At 43.3% G+C, this 16,684-nt stretch carries 12 protein-coding genes; 8 read left to right on the top strand and 4 right to left on the bottom strand.

What is annotated here, in order from left to right; translation table 11 throughout:
* The first annotated feature begins 40 nt into the window (after nucleotides 1-40).
* Together FN831_RS02425 and FN831_RS02420 are read left to right on the top strand one after the other, a co-directional pair.
* Nucleotides 41-1,387 carry a lysine N(6)-hydroxylase/L-ornithine N(5)-oxygenase family protein gene (locus FN831_RS02425; protein ID WP_142526590.1) on the top strand — a complete coding sequence of 449 codons (1,347 nt, stop codon included), beginning with the start codon at nucleotides 41-43 and terminating at the stop codon, nucleotides 1,385-1,387.
* Nucleotides 1,365-3,182 carry an IucA/IucC family protein gene (locus FN831_RS02420; RefSeq protein ID WP_142526589.1) on the top strand — a complete coding sequence of 606 codons (1,818 nt, stop codon included), beginning with the start codon at nucleotides 1,365-1,367 and terminating at the stop codon, nucleotides 3,180-3,182. Before FN831_RS02425 ends, FN831_RS02420 begins: the two co-directional genes overlap by 23 nt.
* Before the next feature lie 46 nt (nucleotides 3,183-3,228).
* On the opposite strand, the gene FN831_RS02415 is transcribed toward FN831_RS02420, so the two are convergent.
* Both FN831_RS02415 and FN831_RS02410 read right to left on the bottom strand, forming a co-directional pair.
* On the bottom strand, nucleotides 3,229-3,960 hold the full coding sequence (locus FN831_RS02415; RefSeq protein WP_142526588.1) for a LytR/AlgR family response regulator transcription factor: 732 nt from the start codon (nucleotides 3,958-3,960) through the stop codon (nucleotides 3,229-3,231).
* 4 nt (nucleotides 3,961-3,964) lie between these two features.
* Entirely contained in the window at nucleotides 3,965-5,077 is a 1,113-nt protein-coding gene (locus FN831_RS02410) for a sensor histidine kinase (protein WP_142526587.1), read from the bottom strand.
* Between the two features lie 227 nt (nucleotides 5,078-5,304).
* Here FN831_RS02410 and FN831_RS02405 point away from each other — a divergent pair, with 227 nt between their 5' ends.
* The 6 genes from FN831_RS02405 to FN831_RS02380 all read left to right on the top strand — a co-directional run bounded on the left by FN831_RS02405 (nucleotide 5,305) and on the right by FN831_RS02380 (nucleotide 14,939).
* Nucleotides 5,305-7,548, top strand: coding sequence for an outer membrane beta-barrel family protein (locus tag FN831_RS02405; RefSeq protein ID WP_142526586.1), 2,244 nt, complete (start codon nucleotides 5,305-5,307; stop codon nucleotides 7,546-7,548).
* 376 nt (nucleotides 7,549-7,924) lie between these two features.
* Complete coding sequence (locus FN831_RS02400; RefSeq protein WP_142526585.1) at nucleotides 7,925-11,065, top strand: SusC/RagA family TonB-linked outer membrane protein; 3,141 nt, start codon at nucleotides 7,925-7,927, stop codon at nucleotides 11,063-11,065.
* Between the two features lie 10 nt (nucleotides 11,066-11,075).
* Nucleotides 11,076-12,440: a RagB/SusD family nutrient uptake outer membrane protein gene (locus tag FN831_RS02395; protein ID WP_142526584.1), complete on the top strand. Its 1,365-nt coding sequence runs from the start codon at nucleotides 11,076-11,078 to the stop codon at nucleotides 12,438-12,440.
* Nucleotides 12,441-12,547: 107 nt separating this feature from the next.
* The gene (locus tag FN831_RS02390) at nucleotides 12,548-13,237 is read left to right on the top strand and encodes a hypothetical protein (protein ID WP_142526583.1); all 690 of its coding nucleotides are present in this window, start codon (nucleotides 12,548-12,550) and stop codon (nucleotides 13,235-13,237) included.
* Nucleotides 13,238-13,339: 102 nt separating this feature from the next.
* Nucleotides 13,340-13,819, top strand: coding sequence for a redoxin domain-containing protein (locus FN831_RS02385; RefSeq protein ID WP_142526582.1), 480 nt, complete (start codon nucleotides 13,340-13,342; stop codon nucleotides 13,817-13,819).
* 94 nt (nucleotides 13,820-13,913) lie between these two features.
* On the top strand, nucleotides 13,914-14,939 hold the full coding sequence (locus tag FN831_RS02380; RefSeq protein ID WP_142526581.1) for a class I fructose-bisphosphate aldolase: 1,026 nt from the start codon (nucleotides 13,914-13,916) through the stop codon (nucleotides 14,937-14,939).
* Here the strand turns inward: FN831_RS02380 and FN831_RS02375 are convergent.
* Both FN831_RS02375 and FN831_RS02370 read right to left on the bottom strand, forming a co-directional pair.
* Entirely contained in the window at nucleotides 14,929-15,354 is a 426-nt protein-coding gene (locus tag FN831_RS02375) for a response regulator (protein ID WP_142526580.1), read from the bottom strand. The genes FN831_RS02380 and FN831_RS02375 overlap by 11 nt on opposite strands.
* Nucleotides 15,344-16,423: a hybrid sensor histidine kinase/response regulator gene (locus FN831_RS02370; RefSeq protein ID WP_142526579.1), complete on the bottom strand. Its 1,080-nt coding sequence runs from the start codon at nucleotides 16,421-16,423 to the stop codon at nucleotides 15,344-15,346. The genes FN831_RS02375 and FN831_RS02370 overlap by 11 nt, the downstream gene beginning before the upstream one ends.
* Nucleotides 16,424-16,684: the final 261 nt, after the last annotated feature.

Genomic DNA, 16,684 nt, shown 5'->3' with positions numbered 1-16,684 from the left:
TAAAGGTTCTATTTCAAAAAGGAACTGATAAAATTAACAGATGAAAACACAAAAAGTATATGATATCATAGGTATCGGAATAGGGCCTTTTAACCTGGGGATGGCGGCACTTGCCGCACCAGTTGAAGAGCTTTCGGTGCTGTTCTTTGACCAGTCGCCCTCATTTAGCTGGCATCCGGGAATTATGCTGAGCGACGCTACGCTGCAGGTTCCCTTTATGGCAGATCTGGTTACAATGGCCGATCCCACCAGCCCGTATAGTTTCCTCAATTTTATGAAGCAAACAGGCCGTTTGTACAAATTTTATATCAAGGAGGATTTTTATGTGCTGCGCAAGGAGTACAATGCCTATTGCAAATGGGTGGTTGATCAGTTACCCAGCTGCCATTTCGGACAAAAGGTGCTGAGCACTTCCTATAATCAGCCTGAGGGATATTACGAACTGCTGGTCGAAGATCAGGTTACTGATGAAAAGCATTTCTTCTTTGCCCGTAAACTGGTGCTGGGCACGGGTACTGTGCCTAAACTGCCCGAATTTGCCGGCCATGGGCGGCATGCCAGTGTGATCCACACCTCGCAATATCTGCACCGCAAACGCGAGCTGCTGCAGCAGAAAAGCGTCAGCATCATTGGTTCAGGTCAGAGTGCCGCAGAGATCTTCAATGACCTTTTGCCGGAGACCGCGAACGGCCTGCAGTTAAAATGGTTTACCCGTCCTGACCGTTTCTTCCCGCTGGAGTATTCCAAGCTTACGCTTGAGCTTACCTCTCCGGAGTATGTGGATTATTTCTATAATCTCCCTGCAGACAAACGGAGGCAGGTATTGGGCAAACAGAACCAGCTGTTCAAAGGAATTAACTATGATCTGATTAACCAGGTTTTTGACAAGTTGTACGAACTGAGCTTTGATCAGAGCGATCTCCATGTGCGTCTGAGCACCAACTGCCAGCTGAACAATATCAGCATCGCTGAATCCGGGGGATACAACCTGCATTTTTACCATACCGAGCAGGAACAGGATTTTATACAGCAAACAGATTTTGTAGTGATGGCTACCGGTTATCAGTATAAAGAACCCGCATTTCTGGAAGGGATTGCAGAACGGATCATGCGCGATCAGGACCAGCAGTACCAGGTAGGCCGTAATTATGCGATTGATACCAACGGTGACGAGATCTTCGTCCAGAATGCAGAACTGCATACGCATGGCTTTGTTACGCCCGACCTCGGGATGGGGGCCTACCGCAATTCTGTGATCCTCAATCATGTGTCGGGCAGGGAACTGTACAAAGCAGAAAAGCGGATTGCTTTTCAGCAGTTTGGAGTAGAGAGAACAAATGAATTTCTAACGATTGAAAAATTTAATGATGAGCTACAACCACTTTAACGATGTAAAACCGCTTAAAAAAGAAGTTTGGCATAATGTGAATTTAAATTATATCGCCAAGTCTATCACAGAACTGATGCATGAAAAGCTGGCGGAGCCAGAGCAGAGCGGAAAGGAAGAAGATGGATTAACACATTTCCTGCTCAGGACTGATCATCAGCATATCTGGTATACTTTTTCGGCATATCACCGTGCGCTGGATTATTGGCATATTGAAAAAAATACCCTGAGAAAATATGTGCATGGCGCAAGTGTTCTGTTAAATGATGCGCCGGCATTTTATACCGAGATGCAGCAGACATTTGGCATCAAACCTTTTACGCTGGCACATTTTGTTGAGGAGACGCTCAATACACTATATGCTGATGCCTATATCCATGAGAAAGGCCGGCTTACAGCAGGAGAGCTCGCCGATGCAGATTATCAGACGATAGAACACCAGATGGACGGACATCCATGGGCTACGATCAACAAAGGCCGGATCGGCTTTAACCATGCCGACCAGGGCAGATACGCGCCCGAGGCGGGCAAGGCTACCCAACTGGCATGGCTGGCAGTTCACCAGAGCAGGGCCGCTTTTAAATCGCTGGATACCATCACTGCCGCATCCTTTTACGAAGAGGAACTGGGCGCTGTGCAGATTGAAGCATTTAAAGATATATTGCGTGATAAGGACCTCAATCCTTCAGATTATCTGTTTATACCGGTGCATGAATGGCAATGGAACAACAAAATTGTGCTGCAGCTTGCGCATGATATTGCGAACCAGTACATCATTCCGCTGGCTTTGGGTGCCGACGAATACATGTGCCAGCAGAGTATCCGTACTTTTTTCAATATCACTGATCCGCGGAAGCACTATGTGAAAACGGCAATCTCCATCTTAAATACTTCAATCTTCAGGGGCTTGTCGCCAAAGAAACTGGCTATTGCCCCAAGGGTTACTGCATGGGCTAAAAACCTGCTGAAAGGCGACGCTTATCTGAAGCAAACCGGTGTGGTACTGCTCGGTGAGGTAGCCACAGCATCCTATACCCATCCGCAGTACAGTGCAATTCCGCAATCACCATATCAGTACCAGGAATTTCTGGGGGTAATCTGGCGGGAGAGCGCAGAGAATTATCTGCAGCCGGGAGAAAAGATCATGACAATGGCGAGTCTGTTATATGTAGATGATGCGGGTAAAAGCCTGGTAGGGGCGATGATAGAAAAATCAGGGGTCAGTACTGAAGAATGGCTGAAAGCTTATCTGAATGCTTACCTGAAGCCTGTGCTGAGGATTTTTTATAAACATGCCTTTTTCTTTAGTCCGCATGGAGAAAACACCATTTTGGTAATGAAAGATAACATCCCGCAAAGGATCATCATCAAGGATTTTGTGGAAGAGATTGTGCTCACAGAAGAATCCAAAGCTACCTTGCCCGACGATCTGGTGGATGTTTTGCGGGAGATTGATGATGAGCTGGCGCCGCTCTTTATCCTTTCGGGCATTTTTGATGCCGTATTCAGGTATCTGGGCAATATCTTTCATACCTACGCGGGATATGACGAACAGCAGTTCTGGAAGAACGTAGCAGCAGTGATTGTAGAATTTCAGGAAGAAAACCCGGAGATGGCGGCAAAATATGCAAAGTTCGACCTTTTCGTGCCAGAGTTTATACGGGTTTGCATCAACAGGGTACGTTTGCTTACCTATGGGTACAGCGAAAGTACCGATGTACCGGTGCCTGAACTGATCGGTACGCTGATCAATCCTGTGGCGATGGCCATGCAGGATGCTCAGGAAGCTTTGTAGTTTATGCTTTCGATGGCCGGGTTTGTGTGTTTATCCCGGCCATCGATTATTTTTTCTCCCAGAGCCTGCTGGTGATCACCCTTTCCATCACTTTTTCCCGGTAATTACGGCTGATGGGAATTTTACTGTTCTGAATACAGATCTCATTCCCCTCAATGCTGTCTATCTTAGCAATTGCCACGATATAGGATTTGTGCACCCGGATAAATGAATGTTCTGAGAAGTTTTCCTCCAGGCTTTTTAAAGAAAGGATCGTGAGGTACTTGCCTTTTGTGGTGTAAATATTTACATAGTTTTGCATCCCCTCCACATAGAGGATATCCTCCAGCGGGATCTTCTCATATTTGCTTCCGCATTTGATAAAAAAATAGTCTGCCCGTTTTTCGGTATTACGCTCAGCCGTAGTGCCTGGGTTCATCAGCAGGCGGTGGTAGTCCCGGGCTTTCCTCGCTGCTTTAAAAAAGCGTTCAAAAGTGATGGGCTTTAGCAGGTAGTCCAGCACATCCAGCTGAAAGCCTTCCAGGGCATAGCTGGGAAAGGCGGTGGTAATAATTACCATCGGCATTTTTTGTGTGATCTTCAGAAAATCGAGCCCGTTCATTTTGGGCATCTGTATATCCAGGAAGATCAAATCTACCGGGCTGCTGTCCAGCAGGTCCAGCAATTCAAGCGGATTTTCGCAGGTAGCCCTCAGCTGCAGAAAATCTACTTCCCTCACATAATTGGACAGGCCCTCCCTGGCCAGGGGCTCATCGTCAACAATTACACAGTTTATCATTTGATCATTCATAGCTTGTCATTTGTGTTGCTGCAGACAATTCAAGTAAAGACAATGAAAGTTTAAGGCTTACCTCAAACCGCTGGTTGTCATTTTTGATATCCAGTTGATATGCTCCCGGATAAATCAGGTCGAGCCTTCGTTTTACGTTGGTTAAACCAATGCCTCCATACCTGATCACCTCGCTGTCTGCATGCGCTGCAGCGCTGTTCGCAATTAAAAGCTGTAATTCCTGCTGCTCCTGACTTAGTTGTATTTTAATCCAGTTGGGCTGCCCGGTATGGGCAGATACGTGCTTAAACGCATTTTCTACAAAGGTCATGAGTATAAAGGGAGCGATGCCCAGCTGACCGGAATAAATGGTTCCGCAGCTGATATCGGTTTCAATCTGTGTGTTATGCCGTAGTTTCTCCAGTTCGATAAAGTTCTCCAGGTAACTGATTTCCTTGCACAGGGGGATCTGCTGATCGTTGCATTCGTAAAGCTGGTGGCGCAGCAGTTCGGAGAATTTAGCCAGTGCGTCTGAGGCCATATCCGGATTTTTGTGGATCAGGAAGAAAATGGAGTTGATGCTGTTGAAGAGGAAATGCGGGTTAAACTGGTGTTTCAGGAATTTCAGTTCAGTTTCCAGTTTCTCTTTCTCCAGCAGCTGCTTTCTTCGTTCGGTTTGCAGCCAGTTTTTGGTGAGCTTAATGCTCATAGCCAGAGTGATACTGGCTATGGTAGAAGGAATGGCTTCGCCAAGGCAGTTGTAGAAGCTGCTATAGGTCTGGCTAAAGGTTTGGTCAAAAAACGAGGCGCTTAAATAATACCCGGGAGTGATCAGTAAAGACGTGCCCGCGATCGTGAGAAAAAGAAAGAGGATATACAGTGCAAACCTGCTTTTCTCCAGGTAGCGCGGAATCAGGTAGTACAGATTAAAGTAAACGGCGATAGCCTGAAAGATCACGTAGAATAAAAACTTTATGATGGATGCTGAAAAAAGCAGTACCCCTGCCGCTTTTAAGGGATTGCCAATAGCAATCGACCACCAGGTGAAATGGTAGATGCACCAGAAAGGGATATGGTACAATTTGTTTCTGATCAGCCAGTTCCGGTTAGCTTGCAAGGTGGACATATTTAAAGATACGGGTATTTGTTTCAATTCTGCGGGGTATGTTTATCAGTTGATATAAATAATTGACCAAATACATCTGCCGGCGTATAACAGGTTTTTTGTTTCCTTTTCATGGCCCTTCATATGCTTTAATTGTATTTGGTCATTTATGCCTTTCCTGTGGTCAATCTGATTTCTGCCGGCAGCCGGCAAATGATTCTTTTGACTAATAAACTAATCGCTAAGCCATGAGGACTATTTTTATTTGCCTGATTTTAACTTGTTTTTTACAGTATGCAGCTGCACAGGTAACGGATACAGTTTCCCGGCGCGACAGTCTCCCTCCAGCCAGGCAATTGGGAGAGGTGATTGTCCGCGGCAATAAGCCACTGTTTCAGCAGCAGGCGGGCGGCCTGGTCGTTAATGTGCAGAGCAGCCTGCTGAGCAAAGGAAGTTCAGTGCTGCAGGTACTGGAACGTTCGCCGGGCGTAGTGATTGATCCCCGTAACAATACCATCGCCCTGAATGGCAAGACGGGAGTTACAGTGATGCTGGATGGCAGGCTCATCCGGCTTTCTGTAGCGCAGGTTGTTGCCTTATTAAGTAATATGAATGCGGATAATATTGATAAAATAGAATTACTGTCTACGCCCCCGGCCAATTACGATGCCGACGGAAATGCGGGGCTGATCAAAATTGTGACCCGTAAAAATAAGCAGCAGGGCACCAGTGGTTCATTCAATATAAACGGCGGATACGGGAAAGGAGAAAAAGCCGGTGTAAATATGAGCTTAAATCATAATGGGCGCAAAATGAACTGGTACGGATCATATGCCTTTACCCATGAGAAAACCTTTGGGGAGATGCTGGCCGAAGGAACAGAAAATGTACTTGCTGTAGGCGGGCAAACAACTTTCAGCTACCTGGGCACAAGTAAACCTGTATCAAATTACCATAATGCCATTGCAGGTTTTGAGACTGTGCTTTCGCCATCGCTTACGATAGGGGGCAATATCAATTATACCAATAGCCTTAATTACAGCCATCATCTGAACCGCGGATTTTACCGGATGAAGCCCGATTCGGTGTTGTTGTTTAATTCGGTGATCGAGGGAAGCGGCAGCAGCCAGGTTACAACGGGAAGTGTGAATATAGAGAAAGTGATCAGCAAAGGGGAGAAGATTGGCTTGCAGCTGGATTATATATATTATCAAAACCACAGCAATACGGCCGTACAAAGTTCATTTATTGATAACTATGGCAATCCCGCTGGTACCACAGACAGCCTCTATGCGCCCGTACAGCGAAATTTTGCAGATACAAAAATAAATGTAAAAGTGGCTAAGCTGGACTATGCAAAAGCGCTTGGTGACAGATGGAAACTGGAGAGTGGCGCCAAGGGAACATTTACCACAAACAAGGGGGTCTCAGGGATAGAAAACCTGGTCGGCAACCACTGGTTAAATGCTTTGCCGGCATCAGGCAACCTGCAGGTCCGGGAAACTATTGCAGCGGCTTATGTTTCCCTGAGTTTTCAGCCAGATTCAGTAACAAGTCTGCTTGCAGGTGCCAGATATGAATATTCAAACAACCGCGCAGAGAACCAGATGAACCACATCATTACATTTAAGCGCAGCCTTTCAAAGTTGTTCCCCAATATTTTCCTAAGCCGGAAGCTGGACGCCATTTCAGAACTGCAGTTGTCGTACACCAGGCGGATCAGCAGGCCTACTTATAACGATCTGGCCTCCTACATCACCTATAATGATCCTGTATCTGTTTTTTCCGGTAATCCGGCATTAAAGCCGGTCCTTACCAGTAACCTGAAATTCGGCTATACCTACCGCAGCTATTCGTTTTCTGTTCTTGCGAGCAGGGACGAAGATCCGATCGTACAGGGACAGGTAGTGAGCGGCCCTTCAAAGCAATTGGTTTATATCGCCCCGCAGAACCTGCTATGGCAAAACAATCTGGTTTTTCAGGCCAATGTGCCTTTCAGTGTATCCCGCTGGTGGCAGATGAGCTATAGCCTTACTGCAGGATGGCGGAAATTTAAACTTGATTATACCCCGGCACCTGTTCAAAAGGCTTATTCCAATTACACGGTGAGTTACAATCAGTCTTTTACCCTTCCCCGTCTTTACGCGCTGGAACTTTCCGGTTATTATAATTCTCTGGCTTATTATGGAACACAGGAAATCCGTGGACTGGGCTCATTGAATATTGGGATTAAGAAAGAACTCAGGGATAACAAAGGCAGTTTCCAGTTATCAGTAAGCGATGTTCTCAGTTCGCTCAGCTACAGAAGTTATATCGGAACCCTTACGCGGGATGCTTTTGATTCTGATGTAAGGCTCAGGTACAGTTCCGAAACGAGTAAGTTTCCTGTCTTCAGGCTGGTGTATTCGAGATCCTTTGGGTCTAATGGAGTAAATCAGCAGCGAAGATCCGAAGGCGGGGCTAAAGATGAGCGTCAGCGGATTGGAAATTAAATGTTGAGGATCAGTTCATTGTCCTGTGTCATTTGTCTCATTTGTTTTCAGTTCATATAAAGTTTTTGACACTTTTCCCGGAAATAGCTACTTTGTACAGGCTGATCTGCTCTACCTGTAAAGTAGATAATGGGCCAAAAAAAAAGTATAGGACTCCTTTTTAGAATATAATTTTTTTTAATGGCCATATAGCAGACAAAAAGACTGTCTGATGTCCGATAACGTTTAATTGTGTGTGTTTATTATTGATTATTAGTTTTTTATATTAATGTAATCAAAAATTTGAGGTCAAAATTCAAATAAATGATTTGTTTGTAAAATATCTGATATATATTTCGCCACTTTTAATTATTAACTCACCTTAAATCATTCACGAATGAAGAAAATTTTACTAATTTTTCTTGCTGTATGCGCGTTTGCACTAAATAGTGTTTATGCACAAAACAAAAAAATCGGGGGCAGGGTAACCTCTTCTGATGACGGCCTGCCACTTCCTGGCGTATCTATTAAAGTTTCAGGCGCAAAAACCGGCGTTCAGACAGATGCTGATGGATCTTATACCTTAAATGTACCGGCTGGAAGCAACACAATTGTGTTTTCATTTATTGGGTATCTGCCACAAACGCTTACTGTTGGTAATGCAAGCACATATAACATCAAATTGGTTTCTGACCAGAAAACACTGAATGATGTTGTTGTAATTGGTTACGGCAGTACTTCTAAAAGAACATCGACCGGAGCAACTTCAGGGCTTAAAGCTGCTGACATTGCAGATCGTCCGGTAACTGGTTTAGATCAATCATTACAAGGTCTTGTAGCTGGTGTTCAGGTAACTTCGGCATCCGGTACTCCTGGTGGTGCAGTTACGGTAAGGGTTCGTGGTGTATCCACAATCAACGCAGGTTCACAGCCTTTATATGTTGTTGACGGAACGCCAATCCAAACCGGAAGTAACTCACAGATCGGTTTCGGTAACGGACAAACAAATGCACTGAATGACATCAATCCAAACGATATTGAGTCAATCGATGTACTGAAAGATGCTGCTGCGGCTGCAATCTATGGTTCACGTGCTTCAAACGGAGTTGTAATTGTAACTACCAAAAGAGGTAAAACAGGAAGAACCAATATCGACCTGGATTACTCTACCGGTTTTCAGCAAACAACAAAAACAATTGATGCATTAACCGGCCCTCAATATGTTCAGTTATATCAGGATGGTGTCTTGAACCGTTATCCCACGCTTACAATCGGTGCTGTAACCTACAATAGTTTACCCGATTTAATCACCAGAGGACTGAGCCGACCGCTGTTAGCTGCTGATCCAAGTACTTATCCTACTACCAATTGGCAGGACCAGGTATTCCGCAGTGCACCGATCAGCAATTACAACATGTCGATCAACGGCGGTAATGAAAAAACCAGATTTAATATCACCTCCGGATTTTTTGATCAGGACGGTATACTAAAAGGATCTAGCTATAACCGTTTCAATATGCGCTTAAACCTTGATCATACCATTAGTGATAAGTTTAAAGTAGGTACAAGCACCAGTTTTAACCGCAGTGTTTCTACACGTATCAATAATGACAATAACATCTATGGTGTATTGAGTTCAGCTATTTTACTGAGCCCGGCTATCAACGCGTACAATGCGGACGGTACTTACGGACGCGACGTATACAGTTCTGTTGAAAACCCTATTGCAGCTTATACTGAGCCAGTAAATATTACTACTGCCAGCCGTTTGTTATCCAACATGTATGGTGAGTATAAATTATTGCCTTCATTAACGTTCAGAACAAATTTCGCTGCTGATTATCAGATCTTTCATGAGCGCAGGTTCCTTCCTTCAACATTAAATGCTGCGGCAGCTCCAACAAACGGTTCTGCTATTGAAGCGTATTATTCAGATCTTAACCTTTTAAATGAGAACACCTTAACATTTAACAAAAGTTTTGGTGACCATTCAATAAATTTCCTTGCCGGACAATCATGGCAAAAAGATAATAACGAAACGTTATATGCTTCAGGTACAAATTTCCCGGGTAATGATATCGAGAGATTGTCTGCCGCTGCTGTAAAAACTGATGCCTCTTCAGCTGGGTCGAGCTCAACATTAGTGAGTTTCTTTGGCAGGGCAAACTATGATTATAAAAAGCGTTATATCTTTTCTGCAACTTTACGTAGTGATGCTTCATCAAGATTTGCCGACGGACACCGTTACGGTTATTTCCCGGCTGTTTCAGGTGCCTGGATCATCAGTGATGAATCTTTCATGAAAAGCATGAACTGGTTGTCTACTTTAAAAGTACGTGGTAGCTGGGGACAAACAGGAAATAACTTCGTGAATGATTTTGCTTCAAGAACATTAATCGGAGCTTATAACTCAACTGCGGCTCAAAGTATCGCTTACTCAGGCGTAGCCGGGCTTTATCCGTCTCAGTTAGGAGATCCTAATCTGACCTGGGAAAAAACCAGCTCAACAGATGTTGCCCTTGATTTTGGTTTCTTAAATGACAGGATTACTTTAAGCGTAGATGCATATTACAGAAAAACCAATAACCTTCTCGCTTCTTTACCGCTGGCTGGTTCAACAGGTTTTACCACCTATACCACTAATGTTGGCTCTCTGGAAAATAAAGGTTTGGAAATTGATTTACAAACTGTCAACCTGAAAGGCAGAAATTTTAGCTGGACAACCAATTTTAATATCTCATTCAACAAGAACAAAATCTTGTCTCTGGCTAATAACAACACTCCCGTTGCTGCAGGATTTGGCAGCTGGTTAGAAGTTGGACAGTCTATCGGATCCTTCCGCGGATATAAAGTATTGGGTTTATTCCAGAACCAGGCTGAGATTGATCAGTTAAATGCTGCTGCCAAAACAAAAACCGGTAGTTCTACGGCTCTTTACCAGTTAGCTGCAACTGCTCCAGGTGATATCAAATTTGAAGATGTTAACGGTGACGGCGTGATTACATCTGCCGATCAAAAAATCTTAGGATCTGCTCAGCCATCATTTACAGGTGGTTTTAACAACAACTTCAAATACAAAAGTTTTGATTTGTCTATGTTATGGCAGTTTAGCTACGGCAATGAGATCTTAAACTATACAAGGTCATTTGCTGAAGGTATGAACACTATTTATGGTCAGTTTGCTACTACATTAGATCGCTGGACGCCTACAAATACGAATACCTCAATGCCAAGAGCAGTACTGGGAGACCCTAACTCAAACAACCGTGTTTCTGACAGGTTTATTGAAAATGGTTCATATGCCCGTATGAAAAACCTGAGCCTTGGTTTCAGCCTGCCATCTGATCTTGCTGCTAAACTGCATGTAAGAAAATTAAGAATCTTTGCAGCTGCGCAAAACCTGGTTACGATTACAGACTACAAAGGTTTCGACCCTGAGGTAAGTACTTTTAACAGTACCCCGGCATCTGCAGGTACAGATTTCTTAACAGCTCCACAAGCTAAGACTTTCACATTTGGTGTAAACGTTGGATTTTAATTCTAGATAAATGAAAAAATTACTATATATATTCTTGCCGGCATTGCTATTAGGTACTTCCTGCAAAAAGACACTGGATCAGCAACCTCAAACGTCGCTTGACGCATCAACAGGTTACACAACCAGACAAGGTATTGAAGCTGGTATCAGTGGTGTGTATGACGGATTACAGCAGACAGGGTACATGACCGTGAACTTCCTGATTTTCCCTGATTTATATGCCGACAACCTGACATGGACTGGTACATTCCCAACCTGGTCTCAGGTATTTAACAAAAGTGTTCTGGCAGATAACACAGATATTGCCAGCATCTGGAACCATATTAATGGTACCATTAACAGGGCAAACAACATCATTGCAGCTGCACCCGGTATTACCGATGCTGCTTTTCTGAAAGACCGCGCTATAGGTGAATGTGAGACTATAAGGGCACTGGCCTATTTTGACCTGATCAGAATGTTTGGCGGAAGCCCTACAGGTTACAATCAAACCGGTGGTTTGGGCGTTCCCTTAAGGTTAAAACCAACATTAAATACCGCTGATGCTAATGAAAAAGTTGCAAGATCTTCAGAAGCAGATGTGTACACTCAGATCCTGAAAGATCTTGATGATGCAATTGTTAAATTACCACTTACAATTTCTGCCGGCAGAGTAAACAAAAATGTTGCTATCGCTTTAAAGGCAAGAGTGCAGTTGTACAGGCAGGCATGGGCTGATGCAGAAACATTGACCACTCAAGTGATTACCAGTGTAAATACCAGCAATGCATTATCTTATACGCTTGTTTCCGGCGGTTCGTATGGAACTATCTACACTAGCAAAAACTCTTCAGAATCAATCTGGGAGCTTCAATTTGGTGCAACAGATGCCAATAATATCGCTTTCTACTATTACCCAACTTCATTAGGCGGCAGGAATGAGATTTCATCATCCACCAACATGCGTGACGCATTTGAAACAGGTGATTTAAGGAAAAATGTAAATTTCAGTACTACTCCTGCGTCAAAACAACTTAAATATTCACAAGTTAACCCTGGCGTTGATGATGTAATGATGATGCGTTTGTCTGAAGTATACTTAACACGTGCTGAATCAAGAGCAATGCTGGGCAATTTGACCGGAGCTTTAGCTGATTTAAACGTTATTCGTTTACGTGCCGGACTGGTTGCATCTGCAGCTGCTACACAGGCTGATTTATTGGCGGCCATCAGAAAAGAACGCAGACTGGAGCTTGCTCATGAGGGTCAGCGTTTCTTCGATCTTCGCCGTTATAATCAAACAGGCCTTACACAAACATTCCGTAACCTGTTCCCTATACCGCAATCTGAGGTGATCAACTCAGGTGGTACAGTGGTACAGAACCCTGGTTACTAATTCTTAATTTAATAAACAATAAAGGCTTCCAACAGGAGGCCTTTATTGTTTATTCTTTATTTGACAACGCTATAATTTTCAGTATTTTCAAAAACCTAATCATGATCATGAAACAATCCATAACTATTCTTTTATCCGGTTTATTAACGCTCTCAGCTGCCCCTGTTTTTGCTCAGGCTGGATTAACGTATTACACAGCTTATGACAGTAAAGGGCAGGTAATGGGGAAATCTGAATATGTAGACGTACAGGGAACACCTTACTTAAGTTCAGAATGGCTGACAGGGACTTTCAGTTTAGCCAACGGAAAGTCATACAGTGATTTGAACATCAGGTATGATCTGGTCAAGGATAAAATGTATGTTAAAGGCGGGGAAGACGACCTGATCGCGCTGGCAGAACAGGTGAAAGAGTTCACTATTGATTTCCCCGTTTCAGGTGCTGTGCTGAAACGCCATTTCAAAATGGGCTATACCAACATACCCAATACTACCAATTCGTATTATTTTGAAGTACTGGCTGAGGGCAAAACCCAATTGTTAAAGAGAACTTCCAAAATCGTGCAGGTAAGCAAAGAATACAATTCTGCAACTTCCACAAAGTCGTTTGAAGAGATAACGAAATACTATCTTTATGCAGATGGAAAGGGCAGCGCAGTAAAAAAGGATAAAAAAGCAATCCTGCTGGCACTTGGCAACAAGCAAGCTGAACTCGAAAGCTATATTAAAGATAGCAAGCTTAATCTGAAGACTGACGAGGGGTTTGCCCAGCTCATCACCTTTTATAATACGCTGTAAGGTAAGGGCGGCATCCTTTTTTTACACAAAACTGTAACTTGGCTGACATAACAATCGCCTCCGAAAGCGATATTTGAAGAAATTATTTGATCAAAATTTTCTATGAAACTCTTTTTAACCTGCTTAACTGTAGTCCTTCTTTCTTTTGGTGCCACTGCACAGGATCTTGGTGCAACAGTCCCTACTGCGATTTTTTACAACCGTGACAACTCCCAGTTTTCCACCTACAGTATCCCGACAGGCAAAAAAGCACTGGTGTTTTTCTTCGACGCTACTTGCGGCCATTGCCAGAAAGTTGTTTCAGAAATCAATAAACGTTACAAGGAGCTCGCAAATGTGAACATCTATCTGGTTTCGCAGGACGAATACCGCTCTATAGATTATTTTACCGGTACCTTTGCAAAACAGCTAAGCGTACAAAAGAATGTGAAGGTATTGCAGGACAGGGACCATGTGTTTATCATGTCCTTTCATCCCAAGCAGTATCCGGCAATGTATTTATACGGGGCTGATAAGAAACTAAAATTCACTTCCAGTAATGAGAAAGATGTAAGCAAAATCTTTCAGCTCGTTAAATCCTAACGAATTTCCTGAACGTCATCTGATTGTATAGATAACCATCCTGCTGAACAATTCTTTTTAACGGGATGTTTATCATTTATAATTATCAATTGACATGGAAAACAAAGATCAACTGATCATGACTGCCAAAGCCATGGTTGCAGACTATAAAGGATTAGTGGCTATCGACGAAAGCGTAGCTACACTCAACAAACGCTTTGAAGCTGCCGGTATACCCCAGACAGAAGCTTACAGAAGGGCCTATCGTGAAGTTCTGATCACTACACCCGGAATAGGGGATTATATCAATGGTGCGATCTTATTTGACGAAACTGTATACCAGCAAACGCTGGAGGGTGTTAACTTTATCGATGCGCTTAACCAGGCGGGAGTGATCCCCGGAATCAAGCTGGACGAGGGTGTAGAAGATCTGCCGGGCTTTCCTGCTGAAAAGGTAACCAAAGGTTTGGATGATCTTGCCGAACGTTTAATTAAGTATAAAAATTTGGGGCTGCGTTTCGCAAAATGGAGAGCGGTGATCTTAATTGATGCTTCACTGCCTTCAGAAGCTTGTATCGTAAGCAATGCCCATGCGCTGGCACGATATGCCGCGGCTTGTCAGCACGCCGGTATTGTGCCTATTGTAGAGCCGGAAGTGATCATGGATGGTGACCACAGCATTGAGCGCTGTGCCGAAGTTACTGCAAGTGCCCTGCGCGAATTATTCTACCAGCTTAATCTGCTGAAAGTAGAATTAAGGGGCTTGGTCCTTAAACCAAATATGGTACTGCCGGGCAAGGATAACAGGGAAAAAGCGGAGGCGAATAAAGTTGCGGAATTAACGGTAACTACGCTGCTAAACGCCGTACCGGCCTCAGTAGCAGGTATTGCATTCCTTTCCGGCGGACAAGACCCTGAGTCGGCCTCCGGTAATTTAAATGCGATCAACCTCAATTATAAAACAGAACTGCCGTGGCCGGTAACCTACTCGTTTTCGCGGGCATTACATCAGCCGGCACTGGAGATATGGGCAGGAAAAGATGAAAATGTAAAGGCTGCACAGGCATCATTCCTGGAACTCGGTAAAGCGAATCACCTGGCCAGAAAAGGAGAGTTTGTCCATACAGATATTACTCTGTAATCGTAAAGTTTGCATTAAAGATGGCCGCCAGTTCTGCGGGAATAAGCGGTTTCTTTAATAACTTAATCACATATGAATTAGCTTCTGCTTTGCGGATATCTCCAAAATCAAGGGTCGAGGATAACATTGCCACCTGGCAGTTCGCTTTCCATTCTGCAGGCAGGAGCTTGTAGTTATCAAGAAATTCAAAGCCATCCATTTCAGGCATCTGAATATCCAGCAGGATCAGGTTGGGCAGTTTATGCGGTTCGCCGGCGTGCATGGTAAAGTAGCTCAGTGCTTCTTCGCCAGACTGGCACTGGATGATATCATCAAATAGTTTAGAGATCAGGATAATCTTGGAATTGATTTTAAGATCGATAATATTATCATCGATTAGCATTACCCTGACTGGTCTTTCTATGTTAATTTGCATTCGGAATTGTAATTTTGAACGTAGTGCCCTGATTCAGGGAAGATTTTACTGAGATTTTCCCGTTCATCTTGTTTAAGGCTTCTTTTACAATAAATAACCCCAATCCGCTTCCTTTGTTGTTTTTAGTCTTAAAAAATTGTGTAAATATTTTTTCAAGATGTTCATTGAGGATACCAAGGCCGTTGTCAGTAATAGAAATTTCTGCAGAAAATGGGTTTACATCTATCGCGATATCTACAATCTTGTGTTCAGCATTATCTTTCTGATATTTGATCGCATTGGATATCAGGTTCCCAAGGATCACCTCCAGTCTGAAAGCATCTCCCATAAAGGGATGTGGCTGATTGATATTGAGGTTAAATTGTGTGTCCCTGTCTGTATAGGAATAAAGATCGATGATCTCGTCTACCAGCTTTTTAAAGTTAATGTCTGATCTGTCTGACAGGTTTTTATTGTTCTTGTAGTACTGCAGTGTTTTCTGGATATAGTAATCCAGCTTATTTGAGCATGACTCAATCAGCTCCCAGTATTCGCCGCTTGAATTGTACAGGCCTTCCATCTTTACCAGGTTAACAATTCCGATCACTGATACCAGCGGGGCCCGCAGTTCATGGGATATACTGTAGATAAACCTGTTGAGTTCATCGTTGGTTTTTTCCAGCTCCTTAACTTTATTTCTCAGATCGATCTTGGAGCGATAAGCATCATGTGCATTTTTGATGGAATTGTGCAGTTCAAGATCGTTCCATGGCTTGGTGATATACCTGTAAATATCGCCGTGATTGATTGCATCTGCCAGTGCAGAGATGTCTGTATAGCCGGTCAGCAGGATCCTTACCGGGTCAGGATAACTGTCAGTTATGCTCTTAAAAAATTCTACACCAGTCATTTGCGGCATCTTCTGATCTGCAATGATCACTTCCACCGGTAGATTCTCCAACACCTTTAAACCTTCTGCTGCAGAATTTGCAGTATAAATCTCATATTGTCTCCTAAAACTTGCTTTAAATGCGAGAAGATTATTTTCTTCATCATCAATATATAAAACTTTAACAGGTGAGCGGGTCATAGTATCAGTGTGTTTACAGGCAAGGTAATAATAAATTCCTTACCTTGATTTACTTTTGTAACAACATAATAAGGGCCTATATGTTTTGACTTCAAAATATGTTTTGTTATTCAGTTGATTATTTAAAATATCCGCCGCTCTCGTTCCTTAACTTTCTTTATGGAATACTATTTATGGTTAAGGTTTAATTAATAGCGTATTTATTTGCCCTTCCAAAAATATGACAAAGTCGTTAAATAAAAAAAAGGTTAAAATGGGATT

This window comes from Pedobacter westerhofensis, from assembly GCF_900182595.1.
In the GTDB taxonomy this organism is placed as follows: domain Bacteria; phylum Bacteroidota; class Bacteroidia; order Sphingobacteriales; family Sphingobacteriaceae; genus Pedobacter; species Pedobacter westerhofensis.
This window is presented reverse-complemented; position numbering and strand designations above follow the sequence as displayed.